At 40.8% G+C, this 14,775-nt stretch carries 16 protein-coding genes and 1 tRNA gene (1 of these 17 only partly in view); 14 read left to right on the forward strand and 3 right to left on the reverse strand.

All coding sequences use genetic code 11. The features are described from left to right. From V1500_RS01970 to tsaD, 5 genes are all read left to right on the forward strand, one after another. Nucleotides 1–37, forward strand: a tRNA-Met gene (locus V1500_RS01970); it begins 37 nt to the left of the window's first position. Nucleotides 38–191: 154 nt separating this feature from the next. Beyond that, the gene (gene tsaE, locus V1500_RS01975) at nt 192–644 is read left to right on the forward strand and encodes a tRNA (adenosine(37)-N6)-threonylcarbamoyltransferase complex ATPase subunit type 1 TsaE (RefSeq protein WP_409305890.1); all 453 of its coding nucleotides are present in this window, start codon (nt 192–194) and stop codon (nt 642–644) included. Then, nucleotides 644–1,336, forward strand: a complete 693-nt coding sequence (gene tsaB / locus V1500_RS01980; protein ID WP_409303969.1) for a tRNA (adenosine(37)-N6)-threonylcarbamoyltransferase complex dimerization subunit type 1 TsaB — start codon at nt 644–646, stop codon at nt 1,334–1,336. Before tsaE ends, tsaB begins: the two co-directional genes overlap by 1 nt. A gap of 23 nt (nt 1,337–1,359) precedes the next feature. Continuing rightward, a complete protein-coding gene (gene rimI / locus V1500_RS01985; RefSeq protein ID WP_409303970.1) occupies nt 1,360–1,809 on the forward strand; it encodes a ribosomal protein S18-alanine N-acetyltransferase in 450 nt (149 codons plus the stop codon). Nucleotides 1,810–1,820: 11 nt separating this feature from the next. Continuing rightward, a complete protein-coding gene (gene tsaD, locus V1500_RS01990; protein ID WP_409305891.1) occupies nt 1,821–2,822 on the forward strand; it encodes a tRNA (adenosine(37)-N6)-threonylcarbamoyltransferase complex transferase subunit TsaD in 1,002 nt (333 codons plus the stop codon). Between the two features lie 262 nt (nt 2,823–3,084). Here tsaD and V1500_RS01995 read toward each other — a convergent pair whose 3' ends face one another. Next, nucleotides 3,085–5,010, reverse strand: coding sequence for an ABC-F family ATP-binding cassette domain-containing protein (locus tag V1500_RS01995; RefSeq protein ID WP_409303971.1), 1,926 nt, complete (start codon nt 5,008–5,010; stop codon nt 3,085–3,087). Between the two features lie 142 nt (nt 5,011–5,152). On the opposite strand from V1500_RS01995, the gene moaC reads away from it, so the two are divergent. Then, complete coding sequence (gene moaC / locus V1500_RS02000) at nt 5,153–5,650, forward strand: cyclic pyranopterin monophosphate synthase MoaC (protein WP_409303972.1); 498 nt, start codon at nt 5,153–5,155, stop codon at nt 5,648–5,650. A gap of 33 nt (nt 5,651–5,683) precedes the next feature. After that, nucleotides 5,684–6,349 (forward strand): redox-sensing transcriptional repressor Rex, encoded by a 666-nt coding sequence (locus tag V1500_RS02005; protein ID WP_409303973.1) that lies wholly within the window; start codon nt 5,684–5,686, stop codon nt 6,347–6,349. Nucleotides 6,350–6,554: 205 nt separating this feature from the next. Here V1500_RS02005 and V1500_RS02010 read toward each other — a convergent pair whose 3' ends face one another. Both V1500_RS02010 and V1500_RS02015 read right to left on the reverse strand, forming a co-directional pair. Further along, entirely contained in the window at nt 6,555–6,764 is a 210-nt protein-coding gene (locus tag V1500_RS02010) for a YdiK family protein (RefSeq protein WP_409303974.1), read from the reverse strand. Further along, nucleotides 6,761–7,495 carry a lysostaphin resistance A-like protein gene (locus tag V1500_RS02015; RefSeq protein ID WP_409303975.1) on the reverse strand — a complete coding sequence of 245 codons (735 nt, stop codon included), beginning with the start codon at nt 7,493–7,495 and terminating at the stop codon, nt 6,761–6,763. Before V1500_RS02015 ends, V1500_RS02010 begins: the two co-directional genes overlap by 4 nt. 384 nt (nt 7,496–7,879) lie before the next feature. On the opposite strand from V1500_RS02015, the gene groES reads away from it, so the two are divergent. The 7 genes from groES (at nt 7,880) to V1500_RS02050 (ending at nt 14,755) form a co-directional block, all read left to right on the forward strand. Beyond that, nucleotides 7,880–8,164, forward strand: a complete 285-nt coding sequence (gene groES, locus V1500_RS02020) for a co-chaperone GroES (protein ID WP_409303976.1) — start codon at nt 7,880–7,882, stop codon at nt 8,162–8,164. Nucleotides 8,165–8,222: 58 nt separating this feature from the next. Next, the gene (gene groL / locus V1500_RS02025; RefSeq protein ID WP_409303977.1) at nt 8,223–9,854 is read left to right on the forward strand and encodes a chaperonin GroEL; all 1,632 of its coding nucleotides are present in this window, start codon (nt 8,223–8,225) and stop codon (nt 9,852–9,854) included. 415 nt (nt 9,855–10,269) lie between these two features. Beyond that, a complete protein-coding gene (locus V1500_RS02030) occupies nt 10,270–11,496 on the forward strand; it encodes a Bcr/CflA family multidrug efflux MFS transporter (RefSeq protein WP_409303978.1) in 1,227 nt (408 codons plus the stop codon). 423 nt (nt 11,497–11,919) lie between these two features. After that, nucleotides 11,920–12,627 carry a hypothetical protein gene (locus V1500_RS02035; RefSeq protein ID WP_409303979.1) on the forward strand — a complete coding sequence of 236 codons (708 nt, stop codon included), beginning with the start codon at nt 11,920–11,922 and terminating at the stop codon, nt 12,625–12,627. A gap of 565 nt (nt 12,628–13,192) precedes the next feature. Next, the gene (locus V1500_RS02040) at nt 13,193–13,399 is read left to right on the forward strand and encodes a histidine phosphatase family protein (protein ID WP_409303980.1); all 207 of its coding nucleotides are present in this window, start codon (nt 13,193–13,195) and stop codon (nt 13,397–13,399) included. A 10-nt stretch (nt 13,400–13,409) separates the two neighbouring features. Beyond that, nucleotides 13,410–13,715 carry a histidine phosphatase family protein gene (locus V1500_RS02045; protein ID WP_409303981.1) on the forward strand — a complete coding sequence of 102 codons (306 nt, stop codon included), beginning with the start codon at nt 13,410–13,412 and terminating at the stop codon, nt 13,713–13,715. Between the two features lie 761 nt (nt 13,716–14,476). Continuing rightward, nucleotides 14,477–14,755 carry a hypothetical protein gene (locus tag V1500_RS02050; RefSeq protein WP_409303982.1) on the forward strand — a complete coding sequence of 93 codons (279 nt, stop codon included), beginning with the start codon at nt 14,477–14,479 and terminating at the stop codon, nt 14,753–14,755. Nucleotides 14,756–14,775 lie beyond the last annotated feature (20 nt).

Consider the following 14,775-nt stretch of genomic DNA (forward strand, 5'->3'; position numbering starts at 1 on the left):
AACCCGAAGGTCGCAGGTTCAAATCCTGTCCCCGCAATCGTCAAAAAGCGAAACGTTGTTTCGCTTTTTTTTATGTCCAAATGGTGCAGTCAATGGATGATTTGTTTTACCACGCAAAAAAAGGTAAACTATCCATATACTTGTTTGCCTATCAAACAAACATAATGTCAATTAACATAAAAGGTGAGTTTATGCAGTCATACGAATTTATCTCTAATAGTGAACAAGAGACTGGTGAGCTGGCAAGGAGGATTGCAGAAATAGTCGTTCCTGGTGATGTCATCGCCCTTGAAGGGGATTTGGGGGCTGGGAAAACGGCTTTTACTAAAGGTATTGCGCAAGGCCTGGGAATAACGCGAACTGTTAACAGCCCCACTTTCACTATTATTAAAGAGTATCACGGCAAAATGCCGTTATATCACATGGATGTCTATCGAGTAAGTGATGATGAAGAGGACTTAGGATTTGATGAGTACTTTGAAGGACCAGGGCTTACAGTCATTGAGTGGGCACATTTAATAAAGGATCAGCTCCCTTCTGAACTTTTGACCATTTATATTTACAGGACCGGGGATACTAGCAGACGCTTGGTTTTGGAACCACAAGGTGAGAGATACCATAGATTATGTAAGGAGATTCTTTGATGAAGGTGCTAGCCATTGATACATCGAATTATGCTTTAGGCATAGCTTTAACTCAACAAGATACAATATTGGGCGAGTATATAACTAATATGAAAATCAATCATTCTGTCCGTGTTATGCCTGCGATTGAACAATTATTAAAGGATTGTGATACGGTTGCGGCTGATTTGGATAAGATTGTTGTGGCAAAAGGCCCTGGTTCCTATACTGGTGTCCGAATAGGCGTGACTATTGCCAAAACGCTGGCATGGACATTAAATATTCCTTTATCCGGAGTTTCCAGCCTGGAAGCATTGGCTGCCAGTGGACGATACTTTGATGGGCTGATTTCTCCATTATTTGATGCCAGGCGAGGACAGTTATATACAGGTTTATATCAATACAAGAACGACCGTCTGGAGTCCATACTAGAGGATACCAATATTCTGAATACGGATTGGGCGGAGCAGCTAAATGGATATAATGAAAAGGTATTATTTCTAGGATCAGATATAGAACTGCACCGGGAGCCACTGACGGAAATACTTGAAAATAAGGCAGTGTTTTCCCCTGTGCAGCTGAATAATCCAAGGCCGGGGGAACTTGCCTTTTTGGGAATGGAACGACCAAATGAAGATATCCACAGCTTTGTGCCAAATTATCTGCGTTTAGCCGAAGCAGAGGCTAAATGGCTTGAGAAGCACGGTAAATAAACAAAGGAAGAGGACAATCGCTGATGAATAATACGATGACTTTTCGGTATATGAGAGAAGAGGATATTGATCAGATTTTGATTGTAGAGAAGCTCTCGTTTACAATGCCATGGAGCAGGGATGCCTTTTATAATGAACTGCATCACAACCAATTTGCCAAATACATTGTACTAGAGGACGAGGGGAAAATAGTAGGGTATTGCGGCGCATGGCTGGTCATAGACGAGGCCCATATTACAAATATAGCCATACTGCCGGAGTACCGGGGCAAGAAGCTGGGGGAAGCCCTTTTGCTTAAAATGATGGAAATCGCGAAGAGACATGGTATTATACGAATGACTTTGGAAGTAAGGGTCAGCAATGTTGTCGCTCAGCGCCTGTACGAAAAACTTGGATTCCAAAGAGGAGGAATCCGGAAAAATTACTATACCGATAATCTTGAAGATGCTTATGTTATGTGGGTGAATATATAGTGAAAGACCTAATGGTACTAGGAATCGAAACCAGCTGCGATGAAACAGCGGCAGCAGTCATTAAAAACGGAACTGAAATAGTAAGCAATGTGGTTGCGTCCCAAATAGAAAGCCATAAACGTTTTGGAGGAGTAGTCCCTGAGATAGCATCCCGGCATCATGTTGAACAAATGACAATAGTGCTTGAGGAAGCACTGAACCAGGCTGGGATTACATACTCCGAATTAGATGCGATTGCAGTGACAGAAGGGCCTGGATTGGTAGGGGCCCTCCTTATTGGTGTCAATGCCGCCAAAGCGGTAGCGTTTGCCCATAATATCCCGCTGGTAGGAGTACATCATATTGCCGGACATATATATGCAAACAGACTTACTGCCGAAATGAAATTTCCTGCTTTATCTCTTGTTGTTTCTGGAGGGCATACGGAACTTGTGCTGCTTGAGGAACATGGCTCTTTTAAAGTGATTGGAGAAACAAGAGATGATGCTGCAGGAGAGGCTTATGACAAAGTAGCAAGAACTTTGAATCTTCCATATCCGGGAGGACCACATATTGATCGCCTTGCGCATGAAGGCAGTCCAGTTATACCGCTTCCGCGTGCGTGGCTGGAAGGATCCTATGATTTTAGCTTCAGCGGTTTAAAATCTGCAGTGATTAATACCCTGCACAATGCAGAACAGCGTGGGGAGAAGATTAATCCGGCGGACCTTGCTGCCAGCTTTCAAGAAAGTGTCATTGATGTCCTGGTATCCAAGACCGTTAAGGCTGCCCAAGAATATAATGTGAAGCAGGTTCTGCTGGCTGGCGGAGTAGCGGCAAATAAGGGCTTGCGGAATGCCTTAACGGAGGCTTTCGCTTCCATGCCAGAAAGGGAATTAATTATTCCCCCCTTGTACCTCTGTACAGATAACGCTGCGATGATAGGTGCAGCAGGAAGTGTTTTATTTGAGCAGGGTAAAAGGTCAAATCTGGCTTTGAATGGAAATCCCGGATTAGATCTGCAGCAAATGTAAGAAAGCTGTGGATAATTTAAGCATATGACTAAGATCTGACATCTTAAAACATGTCAGATCTTTTTTTGTGGACAACTTTTAAAATTCTGATAAAAACACATGTGAATAACTGGTGATTTTGTGGATAAATAGCATAATAAATGTGGATGGTGTGGAAAAGTATAAAAGATGCTGTATCAATAACCCCCAGGCTGTGAACAAGTCAGTGGATAACTACAAATAAAAACCGAAGCTTCAATGCTTCGGTTTATCGTGCATGTATCTAACTGTTAATCTCTTCGAGTTCAGCCCATTCTTCCAGAAGGGTGTCGATCTCCGCTTGCGTGCTATCAAGCTTCTGTTGAATCTGAAGAACTTTTTCGTGATTCTGGAATATCTCCGGGTCACATAAAAGTTCATTATACTTCTGCATTTCTGCCTCGAGCTTTTCCATGGTAAGCTCTATTTCGTCAAGCCTGCGCTTTCGCTGCCTTTCAATCTTCTTTGCTTCTTTATCAATTTTAAAATTGTTCTTCTCTACGGATAATTCTAACGGGATGCTTCTTTCTTGCTCCTCCAGCTGTTTTAACTCAGCCTGTTCCTGTTTCTTTTCAAGATAGTAATCGTAGTCCCCTAGGAATTCTTCACTGCCATCCTCGGATAATTCGATTACCTTGGTTGCAATGCGGTTAATGAAATACCTATCGTGAGACACAAAGAGTATGGTTCCGGGATAGTTAATCAACGCATTTTCAAGCACCATTTTGCTTTCCAGGTCCAGATGGTTGGTCGGCTCGTCCAAAATCAAAAGATTACCCTTTTCCATCATCATTTTGGCGAGGGCAAGCCTTGCCTTTTCTCCACCGCTAAGTGCGGATACAGGTTTTAAAACGTCATCTCCAGAAAAAAGAAAATTTCCTAAAATAGTTCGAATATCTTTTTCCGGCTTTATAGGATGTTCATCCCATAATTCATTCAGCACTCTTTTGTTCGATTTTAAATTGGCTTGTTCCTGATCGTAATAGCTTAACTGAACGTTGGTTCCAAAATGAAACTCGCCGTTTATGGGTGTCAGCTTCCCAATTAACGTCTTTAACAGAGTGGATTTTCCTACTCCATTCGGGCCTACTAAAGCTATGCTCTCGCCCTTTGTTATACGCATAGAAATGTTGCGCGAAATCGGCTTGTCATATCCTATGGAAAGCTGATTGATATTCAAAACTTCATTTCCGCTTTGCCGCTCAATTTCAAAAGAGAAGGAAGTGGATTTTTCATCTCCCTGCGGCCTTTCCAGCACTTCCATTTTCTCCAGCTGCTTTCTGCGGCTTTGAGCACGCTTCGTTGTGGACGCGCGGGTAATATTTTTTTGAATAAAATCACGCAGCTTATCTATTTCATCCTGCTGTTTTTCATATAGCTTTAAATCGCGCTCGTAGTCTTCTGCTTTCCGTTGCAGGTACGTACTATAGTTTCCATGGTATTTTTTAATGGAATGCCTTGAAATTTCATATACCTGATTGACTACTTTATCTAGAAAATAACGATCATGAGATACGATTAGCACGGCGCCATGGTAAGCTTGAAGATATTGTTCAAGCCAGGCAAGTGTTTCGATATCCAGGTGGTTTGTAGGCTCATCCAGGATCAGTATATCTGGCTTCTTTAGCAGAAGTTTCCCCAATGCCAGCCTGGTTTTCTGCCCCCCGCTAAGGCTTGAGATGGGGGTGTTAACATTAAAATCAGCAAATTGAAGGCCATGCAGTACTGAGCGAATGTCCGCCTCGTATTGATAGCCTCCTTGTTCCTTGAATTTGACCTGAAGCTCATCATAGTCTCTTAATACCTTTTGATAAGCCCCGTCATTTTCGAAAACGTCGGGATTGGACATTTCTGTTTCGAGCCGTCTTAGCTGTTTCTCCTGCAGGATCAAATCCTCAAATACTGTCAGCATCTCTTCCCAGATGGAAAGCTCCGATTCGAGTCCGGTATCCTGGGCAAGGTATCCGATGGTGACTCCTTTGGGGCGCAGGATTTCGCCGCTATCATAAGAGAGCTGTCCTGAAATCATCTTTAATAGCGTAGACTTGCCAGCCCCGTTACGCCCTACCAATGCAATTCTATCTCTATTTTGAACTTCGAGCTTCATATTAGATAGGATCAGTTCTGCTCCGAAGTATTTTGAAAGTTGGTTAACCTGTAACAAAATCATTGTTTTTCACCTCTATCACATTATAATAAGTGTAACGTATTAGCGGGTTTATCGGCAACAGGGTTGATTATGTGAAAAACAAAACAAACGTAAACAAAAATAGGGTAAAATAGTGTATGATTTAAAAGAGAGGTGTTTTTTTGTGGCTGAATTTTCACATTTTAATGACCAGGGAAGAGCTAAAATGGTAGATGTCAGTTCCAAGCCGGAAACGGTGAGGACTGCGACTGCGAAATCCAGCATTCTTTTAAATGCTGAAATATACGAGAAAATTTCGAACAATTCAATGAAAAAAGGCGACGTTCTTGCAGTTGCCCAGGTAGCCGGGATTATGGCGGCAAAGAATACTTCAAATATTATTCCTATGTGCCATCCAATTCCTTTGCACGGTGTTGATATTTCTTTTGAGTGGGTAAAGGAGAATGAAAGCCATAGACTGGTGATCACTGTAACAGCAAAGACAAAAGGAAGTACAGGTATCGAAATGGAAGCGCTGACAGCTGCAAGTGCCGCTGCATTGACGGTATATGATATGTGCAAGGCTGTGGATAAAGGAATGGTCATCGGACAAACGTATTTGGTTGAAAAAACAGGCGGAGTTTCAAGCCCCGACTATAAACGGCAGGTCCAGCCTGATTAGTGTCAACGATGAAAGCTGAAAGTGGGGAGATTTATGAGCCAGGAACATTTGAGGATACCACAGGCAACTGCAAAGAGGCTGCCTCTATATTATCGTTTCTTAAAGAATCTACATTCCTCTGGAAAGCAGCGGGTTTCTTCGGCTGAGCTCAGTGAAGCAGTGAAAGTTGATTCTGCGACGATCAGGAGAGACTTTTCCTATTTCGGAGCGTTGGGGAAAAAAGGATACGGATATAATGTTAATTACCTTTTGTCCTTTTTTAGAAAAACACTGGACCAGGACGAATTGACAAAGGTAACTTTGATAGGTGTCGGAAACTTGGGGACAGCATTCCTGAACTATAACTTTTTAAAAAATAATAATACCAAGATCGCCCTGGCTTTTGATGTCGATGAAGATAAGGTGGGTACCGAAATTAGCGGAGTCCCGGTATATCATATGGATGAAATTGAACAAAGACTTAAGGAAGAAGATGTGTCTGTTGCGATCCTTACTGTGCCTGCCGGAGTTGCCCAACATATCACAGATAGGCTTGTACAGTCTGAAATAAGGGGGATATTAAATTTTACCCCGGCCCGGCTGAATGCGCCGTCCACCATTAGGGTCCATCATATTGACCTTGCTGTCGAACTGCAATCATTAGTGTATTTTTTAAAACATTATCCTGTGATGAGTGATGAACCAGTATTGGAGGACTAAAAAGGGCGCTGCCAAAAGCAGCGCCTTTTTTTAAAAGTATTAAGAAGTTGTATCTTTTGATGGTCGGACTTGCACAGAATGCGCTGACCTCGGCGTTTGCCAGTTCACACACGAAGTGGGACCAGTTACCGTTGTTACGGGATGCAACGTACTTAGCTGACCCTTTATATATGGCAGTAATTAGTCGAGGGTCATTTTAGGGTGTTTATTTCTTTTTATTCTGAATGGATTTGATTTTGAAATGCAGCATGAGCATTCGGATTCCTGATCCAAAATCCAGGGTAGCCAAAAGAACAAGGAAATAGGCAAAAAAGCCCCAGCCTGATTGTGATACATGCTGCACTGCAAATACGGTGAACAGGACTCCGATTGCCATATATATTAAACCTACTGTTAATGGTGACTGACGTCTCATAATAAACCTCCGATAAAGCTTTGAGCTTGCTCCATATCTTTCATCATTTTTTCAATATCATCCTTATAGGCCGATTGTAAGATGACTACTAAAGTGTTCATTGCAACATGGGCAAATATGGGCACGATTATTCGATTTGTCTTGACATATAAGAAGGCAAACGTAAAGCCCATTGCTGAATAAAGCAGAATATGCACAAGCTCAAAATGTGCCACGCCAAAGATGATAGAGCTTATTAAAGCGGAAATGAAGAAATTAAATCTTTTATATAGTGAACCAAATATAATTTTTCGGAAGATTAATTCTTCTAATATCGGTCCGATGATGGAGCTTACTAAAATGACTGCAGGAACAGATTTGATTAACTGCAGAATTTCCTGTGTATTTTCTGACCCGGTTTCTATTCCGAGCATCTTTTCAATCATTCCTGCCACCGATTGGGAGAATAGTGCGAGGAACACGCCGCCAACCGCCCAGGCTAGTGATACTCCCGGAGATGACTGCCTTCTATTGTCTATATTGTTTCTAATATCTTTGCGCAATAAAAATAGGATGACGATAAGAGCGACGATAAAACTGAAGACAATCCAATACGCCCCAGCTTTATGTTGGATCTCATCCAATGGAACACCAAGCGCCATCCCCAGAAACATCATGATTGGGATGCCTACTATGCCAGATAGCTGCATAGCAATATAGGCGATGATGACAAACCAATATTCTTTTCTCAAAAATGAAATCCCCTTTTACGTATAATGTACCTGTACCTTCTATTTTACACGAACGGCCAAGCTTTGATGAATCTTTTGAGTATTTTCTGGTTAGGGTAATATAGGATATTCTCTGGTGTAATAAATCTGCATCAGTAAAATCGTATCAAAAAACAAGCGATAACTCCAATAAAGCGATACATATTTGTCCATATTGTTTCTTAACAGTTCATTTTTATAAAATAATATGTAAGTTTTCATTAGGAAATTAATGTGAAATTTTTGGTTTTGATACTTGCAAAAGGCAGATGATTTATTTAATATAATAATTGTGTTAGCACTCAGTGTGAATGAGTGCTAATAAATAAACCAACAATCAATTAGAATTTGAGGAGGTTGTTTCACTTGTTAAAACCATTAGGTGATCGCGTAGTAATTGAACTTGTTCAATCTGAGGAAAAGACTTCAAGCGGTATCGTTTTGCCGGATACTGCAAAGGAAAAGCCTCAAGAAGGTAAAGTAGTTGCCGTTGGAACAGGCCGTGTGCTTGAAAACGGAGAACGTGTTGCTTTAGAGGTTGCCGAAGGCGATACTATTATCTTCTCAAAATACGCTGGTACTGAAGTAAAATATGAAGGCACTGAATACTTAATCTTGCGCGAAAGCGACATTTTGGCTGTAATCGGCTAATAACAAAAATACTTAACTCTACAATAAATAATTTATAACGATTGGGAGGATTCATAAAATGGCTAAAGATATTAAATTTAGTGAAGACGCTCGCCGTGCCATGCTTCGCGGGGTAGATGCCCTTGCGAACGCTGTAAAAGTAACGCTTGGACCAAAAGGACGCAACGTGGTTCTTGAAAAGAAATTCGGCTCACCTCTTATCACAAATGACGGTGTGACAATCGCAAAAGAAATCGAGCTTGAAGATGCTTTTGAAAACATGGGCGCGAAGCTTGTTGCTGAAGTTGCAAGCAAAACGAATGATGTTGCTGGTGACGGTACAACTACTGCTACTGTTCTTGCACAGGCCATGATCCGTGAAGGTCTTAAGAACGTAACTGCGGGCGCTAACCCAATGGGTATCCGTAAAGGTATTGAAAAAGCGGTTAACGCTGCAATCGAGGAATTAAAAGCGATCTCCAAGCCAATCGAAGGCAAAGCTTCTATCGCACAAGTTGCTGCTATCTCTTCTGCTGACGAAGAAGTTGGCCAACTGATTGCTGAAGCAATGGAACGCGTTGGCAACGACGGTGTTATTACAATTGAAGAATCCAAAGGCTTCACTACTGAATTGGACGTTGTAGAAGGTATGCAATTCGACCGCGGTTATGCTTCTCCTTATATGGTAACTGATTCAGATAAAATGGAAGCGGTTTTGGAAAATCCATATATCCTGATCACTGACAAGAAGATTGCAAGCATCCAGGAAATCCTTCCTGTTCTTGAGCAAGTAGTGCAGCAAGGCAAGCCTCTATTATTGATTGCTGAAGATGTTGAAGGTGAAGCACTTGCAACTCTAGTTGTGAATAAGCTTCGCGGAACATTCAATGCTGTAGCAGTTAAGGCACCTGGCTTCGGTGACCGCCGTAAGGCTATGCTGGAAGACATCGCTGCATTAACTGGCGGTGAAGTAATTACTGAAGAAGTCGGCCTTGACCTTAAATCTGCTACAATTCAATCACTGGGCCGTGCAGCTAAGGTTGTAGTTTCTAAAGAAAACACTACAATCGTAGAAGGTGCTGGAGAAACTGATAAAATCCAGGCTCGCGTAAGCCAAATCCGTGTTCAATTAGAAGAAACTACTTCTGAATTTGACCGTGAAAAGCTTCAAGAGCGTCTTGCTAAATTAGCAGGCGGTGTAGCTGTAATCAAAGTTGGTGCTGCTACAGAGACTGAATTGAAAGAGCGCAAGCTTCGTATCGAAGATGCTTTAAACTCTACTCGTGCAGCTGTTGAAGAAGGTATCGTAGCCGGTGGTGGTACAGCACTTCTAAACGTGTACAATAAAGTGTCTGAAGTCCAGGCTGAAGGAGACGAAGCTACTGGTGTAAACATCGTACTTCGTGCAATCGAAGAGCCAGTTCGCCAAATCGCTCACAACGCAGGCCTTGAAGGTTCTGTAATCGTTGAACGCTTAAAGCGCGAACAAGTTGGCACAGGCTTCAATGCTGCTACAGGCGAATGGGTAAACATGATCGAAGCTGGTATCGTTGACCCTACAAAGGTAACTCGTTCAGCTCTTCAAAACGCTGGTTCAGTTGCAGCTATGTTCCTAACAACTGAAGCAGTTGTAGCTGATAAGCCAGAAGAAAACGCTGGTGCTGGAATGCCTGACATGGGCGGAATGGGCGGAATGGGCGGCATGATGTAATTAGGGTTAGCAAACCCTTTTAGATCATGGATTTAGAGCCTGTCAGAACCTGATATGTCCGTGATTTATACGCAATTAAATATATGACTGTAAGAGAAGGTCTTTCATCAGTTTAGTAAACTGTTGGGAGGCCTTTTCTTTCTATTTGCGGTCATTATGGTATTGTTATTCGTATGATCTAACCCCTGGATTTCCTTAAGCCCTGCCTCAGGTGGGGAAAATTCCTTCTTTCGTGCCCCGCCTTAACCGGTCAGGGCTGATCAGGCTGGCACTTTTCTAATTTAATATTTAATATTAAATTGTTTACCAACAGGCAAGTTTCCAGTTATAATGAAGGGAATTAATTTCGGTTCTCGAAACATTTATGATTGTGTATTGAGGATGTAAAAATTAAATAAAGAAAGGCGAGAGCATCTTGGATAAATCTAGCCGAAAGAAGCGACTGCAGCTTGCTGTACTTTTAGGATCTCTGGGAATTTTGGGTCCTTTTACAATCGATACGTATTTGCCGTCCTTTCCTACCATTGTAAAAGATTATCATACGACCGCTTCACTCGTTCAGATTAGTTTGACATCCTGCTTATTGGGTCTTGGTTTAGGGCAATTAGTCATTGGGCCATTAAGTGATGTGAAGGGACGCCGGAAACCTTTGTTGTTTTTCCTTGGATTGTACGTCCTGGCATCCCTTGCATGCTCATTTTCACCCAATATCTATTTCCTTATTGGGTGCCGATTTGTGCAGGGGTTTGCGGCGTCAGGTGGAATTGTTATATCAAGGGCAATCGTAAGGGACCTTTATAGCGGAAAGGAACTGACAAAGTTTTTTTCTTTAATGGTGTTAGTCGGGAACCTCGGACCAATCTTAGCCCCGATTGCCGGAGGAGCGATCCTTGCTTTTAATGATTGGAATTGGGTTTTTATTGCTCTGGCATGTATTGGAACCATATTGATCTTTACCGTTTCATTTAAGTTAAAAGAGACACTGCCAACTGAAAAGCGTGTCCCAAGTAATTTGCCTTATGTATTGAGCAATTTTGGCAAATTATTTAAAAATAAAGAGTTCATGGGCTATGCATTAACTCAGGGGTTTATCACTGCCGGTATTTTTGCCTATGTTTCTGGTATTCCGTTTGTCTATCAGAATGTTTACGGAGTGACCCCCCAACAATTTAGTCTTTTGTTTGGGTTCAATGGGTTGGCTTTAATCATTGGGAGTCAGTCAGTCGGCCGCTTAACCGACACTATTTCGGAAGGGACTTTCCTGAAAATAGGTCTCGCCATTGCGAATGTATCAGGTTTATGGTTATTGATTGCACTCTTACTAAAAGCCCCGCTTATTGGTGTCGCTATCCCAGTTTTCTTCTTTATATCATCCATTAGTATGATTGGGACGACGTCTTTTACTTTGGCCATACAGTCACAAGGACATATGGCGGGCAGCGCTTCTGCCTTATTGGGGGTATTGCCTTTTGTCATGGGCTCTCTATCTGCCCCGCTTGTAGGGATTGGCGGACCCGACACAGGAGTTCCTATGGCCGCAGTCATTTTTGGCGCCAGCGTTTTGGCTTTCCTTTGTTATTTCACCCTGGTAAGAAAAGCCAAAGCCAAGGAGACGCTTCAGGTGGTCAATCGGAAAGCTTGAAAAACAAGAAATGGTATTATTTTAGACTTTCATAGTCTAACAACACATGAAATATTTATGTGTCCTGTTGAATCAGGGGCATAAGCTTATTGTAAAAAAGGATAGAAAAGGGCATTTCATTGCTGCTCATCTATCCTTTGTTTTTTATTGCATCTAAAGTCTCCTTTGGTGCCCTCCTTTATGTCCTCCGATGTTTTATAAGAAGGGAATAGGCGGCATTATGTAATAAATCTCATAGAGCTTTGATTTACCGAGGTTTTATAAGAGAAGGGCTTTACACGGTTTATTAACTGTCGGGCGACCTTCTTTTTTTGTACTAGTCATGTAGGCAAAATCAATATCGCTCCACTAAGATAGATATAGGCGATATGACTCTTGTAAATCAATTTCATAACCTGCATATTGAGGGGGAGGAGGTCCGATATGCGACACGATATACAACCTAATGAACGAGCTTTCTCTTCAAAGGAAGTAGCAGAAGAAGTGGGCATTGCAACTCCCACAGTTCGAAAGTATGGACAGATCTTAGAGCGGAATGGATATGAGTTTTTGAAGGATGGCGACCGGCGCATTTTTGTTCAATCTGACATTAAAGCGCTTATGGCGTTACGCGATACAGAAAAGCCACTCGACGATACAGCTAAAGATCTTGTGGATCAGCAAAAAGAAAGATTAACAGGACCTAACAAAACAGAGATAGCGTTAAATGATACATACGAACAATTATCACATGACCCCAGTCATTTAAAAGAGGTCTTAATGTTTTTAGCCAATGAATTGGCCGCCACACGTGAAATGAATAACCAGCTGGCAAACGATATGTCAGAGCTTAAAACAAAGGTAGCGAGGCTTCAACAGGATCATCATGTTATAAGTTCAAGCATTGGAAATTCCGCACAAAGAACGAATGCCAAAATTGAAAAATTTATTGAACAGCAAAAGAGCCATTATGAAGCAATGCTGCAGCAAGAAAAACAAAGAAGTGAACTTTTGCAAAGAGAAATACAAAGTATGCGGGATGAACAGAAACAAGAATGGATTTCACAAAACCATTTTAATAGACGCTTGGAAGTAGAGATACAAAGACGTAAAGTAAAATGGGGAGGGCTTTTCTCGATATTTAGGAAGTAAGTGCCTGTTAAGCCGTTTGCTTAAACGTTGCGTATCGCCCTCCGATATATGAATTACAGGCATGGTGAAAACCATCTTTGCTGACCTTTATAGAAATGTCAGAATAGCGGAACGATGTATCGAAAAGACCCTAGAGGAACGAGCTTATGTATAACAAAAGTCAATTGAGAAGCCAATAAGATAAAATTATCGTTTCACCGTCTATATAAGGGATCCTAGTGATAAATAATATTAATCGATGATCACGTAACAGCGGCACATGAAGTAATGTCCGGCTAAGTTTATGCAGCAACGTTTCCGCATAATCACAAAATAAGTATTAATTCTTTATTCAGCTTTTACATTGCGTTAATGAATTTTGTAACCTTTAAGGAATCGTTATAAACTTAATACTTGGGTCACTTAGCCAATGTAACACCAATATTCAACAATTTCCCGAGAAATATTACAAAGCCTGACTAGCTATCGACAAGCTTGAAAATTCTAAATAATTGTTTTGCCGCTAAGGAAGCCGCATAGTATCATTGTCAAAAAAGACTATTTTGATGGCGGAAGAGGTAGATCAATGAATACCGAAGTTTATTTTGTAAGACATGCACATTCTTTATTTTCATTAGAACATGAAGAAACAAGGGAGCTGTCCGAACAAGGATGGAAGGATGCTAAGAGAATAACTGAAATATTAATAAAAGAGAATATCGAACATATTATTTCCAGTTCTTATGTAAGGGCGAGACAAACGGGTAGAAGGGTTATCAAAATACATAGATAAAGAGGTAGAATTGGACTGGCGCTTCCGGGAAAGAGATTTGGCAGCTAGAGATCATTATTTCAACAATCCAAATGAAGCGATGCAATATGTTTTTGAGCACCCAGATTTTAAATATCCCGGCGGCGAGTCCAACCAAGAAGTGCAGGAACGTGGAATCCGTGCATTAAGGGATGTTATTTCTAAGTACCAGGGGAAGAGAGTGGCTATTGGTATACATGGTAATATCATGACCTGCACACTGCACTGCAGTATTTTAACAGAGAATTTGATTTCGACTTTTGGAAAAGGACAACAAAGCCGGATATTTATAAATTAACGATTGATAAACATTTCAATCTTTTAGCATTTGAAAGGCTTTGGGAGGAAGCGCAGCTTACGATTTAACTGGCGCAGCATATTTAACGGTATTTGCCATTGGTCCCTAATATGATTGCCATTATGATCATTAATAGTAGTGTTTTGCGCATGCAGTAACATTTATCAAAAAATAGGATCCTGAAGCGTAAAGGATTCCTTTTCGAGGTGCAAAAACAAAAAAATGCCCAAAATGGCAACTGAATTGAATTAATAATGGTGCAACAAAGTCAAAACCCTCGGTCATATTGACGAGGATTTTGACTTTTCTTTTATAAAGTTCTTTACTTTAAACCAACCAAATTGACTCTTATTGCCTAATGTACGTAATGGGCCAGGTTAATGAAAGAAGGATTAACTGCAATTACAGCGAACTATATCCCTATTCATTTACGGCGGCTTAAAAGCTTCTGGAATCGTTTGCGGACTACGAATTGAAATATTGATTAGATTAAATGACTTTTATAGTTAACAGCCCATATCCAACTAAAGTCATCAATATAAACAGTAATAACCGACGCATAAAAATCCACCCTAAACAGACTGACACTTTTAATTATAATGTAAACATTGCGTTTTTAGGATTTTTCTGACTGCAATAACGGAAAGGTTAATTGAAGAAGAACTTCCTGCAAAAATATTGAAACAAATTATGTCATCATGTCGTATTTAAGGTAACACAAATGGTCGCCATAACAGTTACTTAAACAAAGGAGTTTTTTTATGAACCGTATAATTGCTAAAGGAGATGGTAATACCCATACTCTTCTGGACGTAATTCTTGTCCTGCTTGCCGTTACATTTGCAAGAATTTTATATGAATTTGATTTAGATCCCATGTTCAACTTCTTGTTTATCTTAGCTATCGCTGCATTATACAAAATTATATTTCCTACAACAGAAAAAAAACAAAGATGGAAACTTGGGAGAATTGAGATTACTCCTGGTCTGTATACGACTTTTGTTATTATTATTGTATCTTTCTGTTTAATTTTGTTTTAGGCATTTAATCGATATAAAGG

The organism is Peribacillus sedimenti (assembly GCF_046237635.1).
Taxonomy (GTDB): Bacteria; Bacillota; Bacilli; order Bacillales; family DSM-1321; genus Peribacillus; species Peribacillus sedimenti.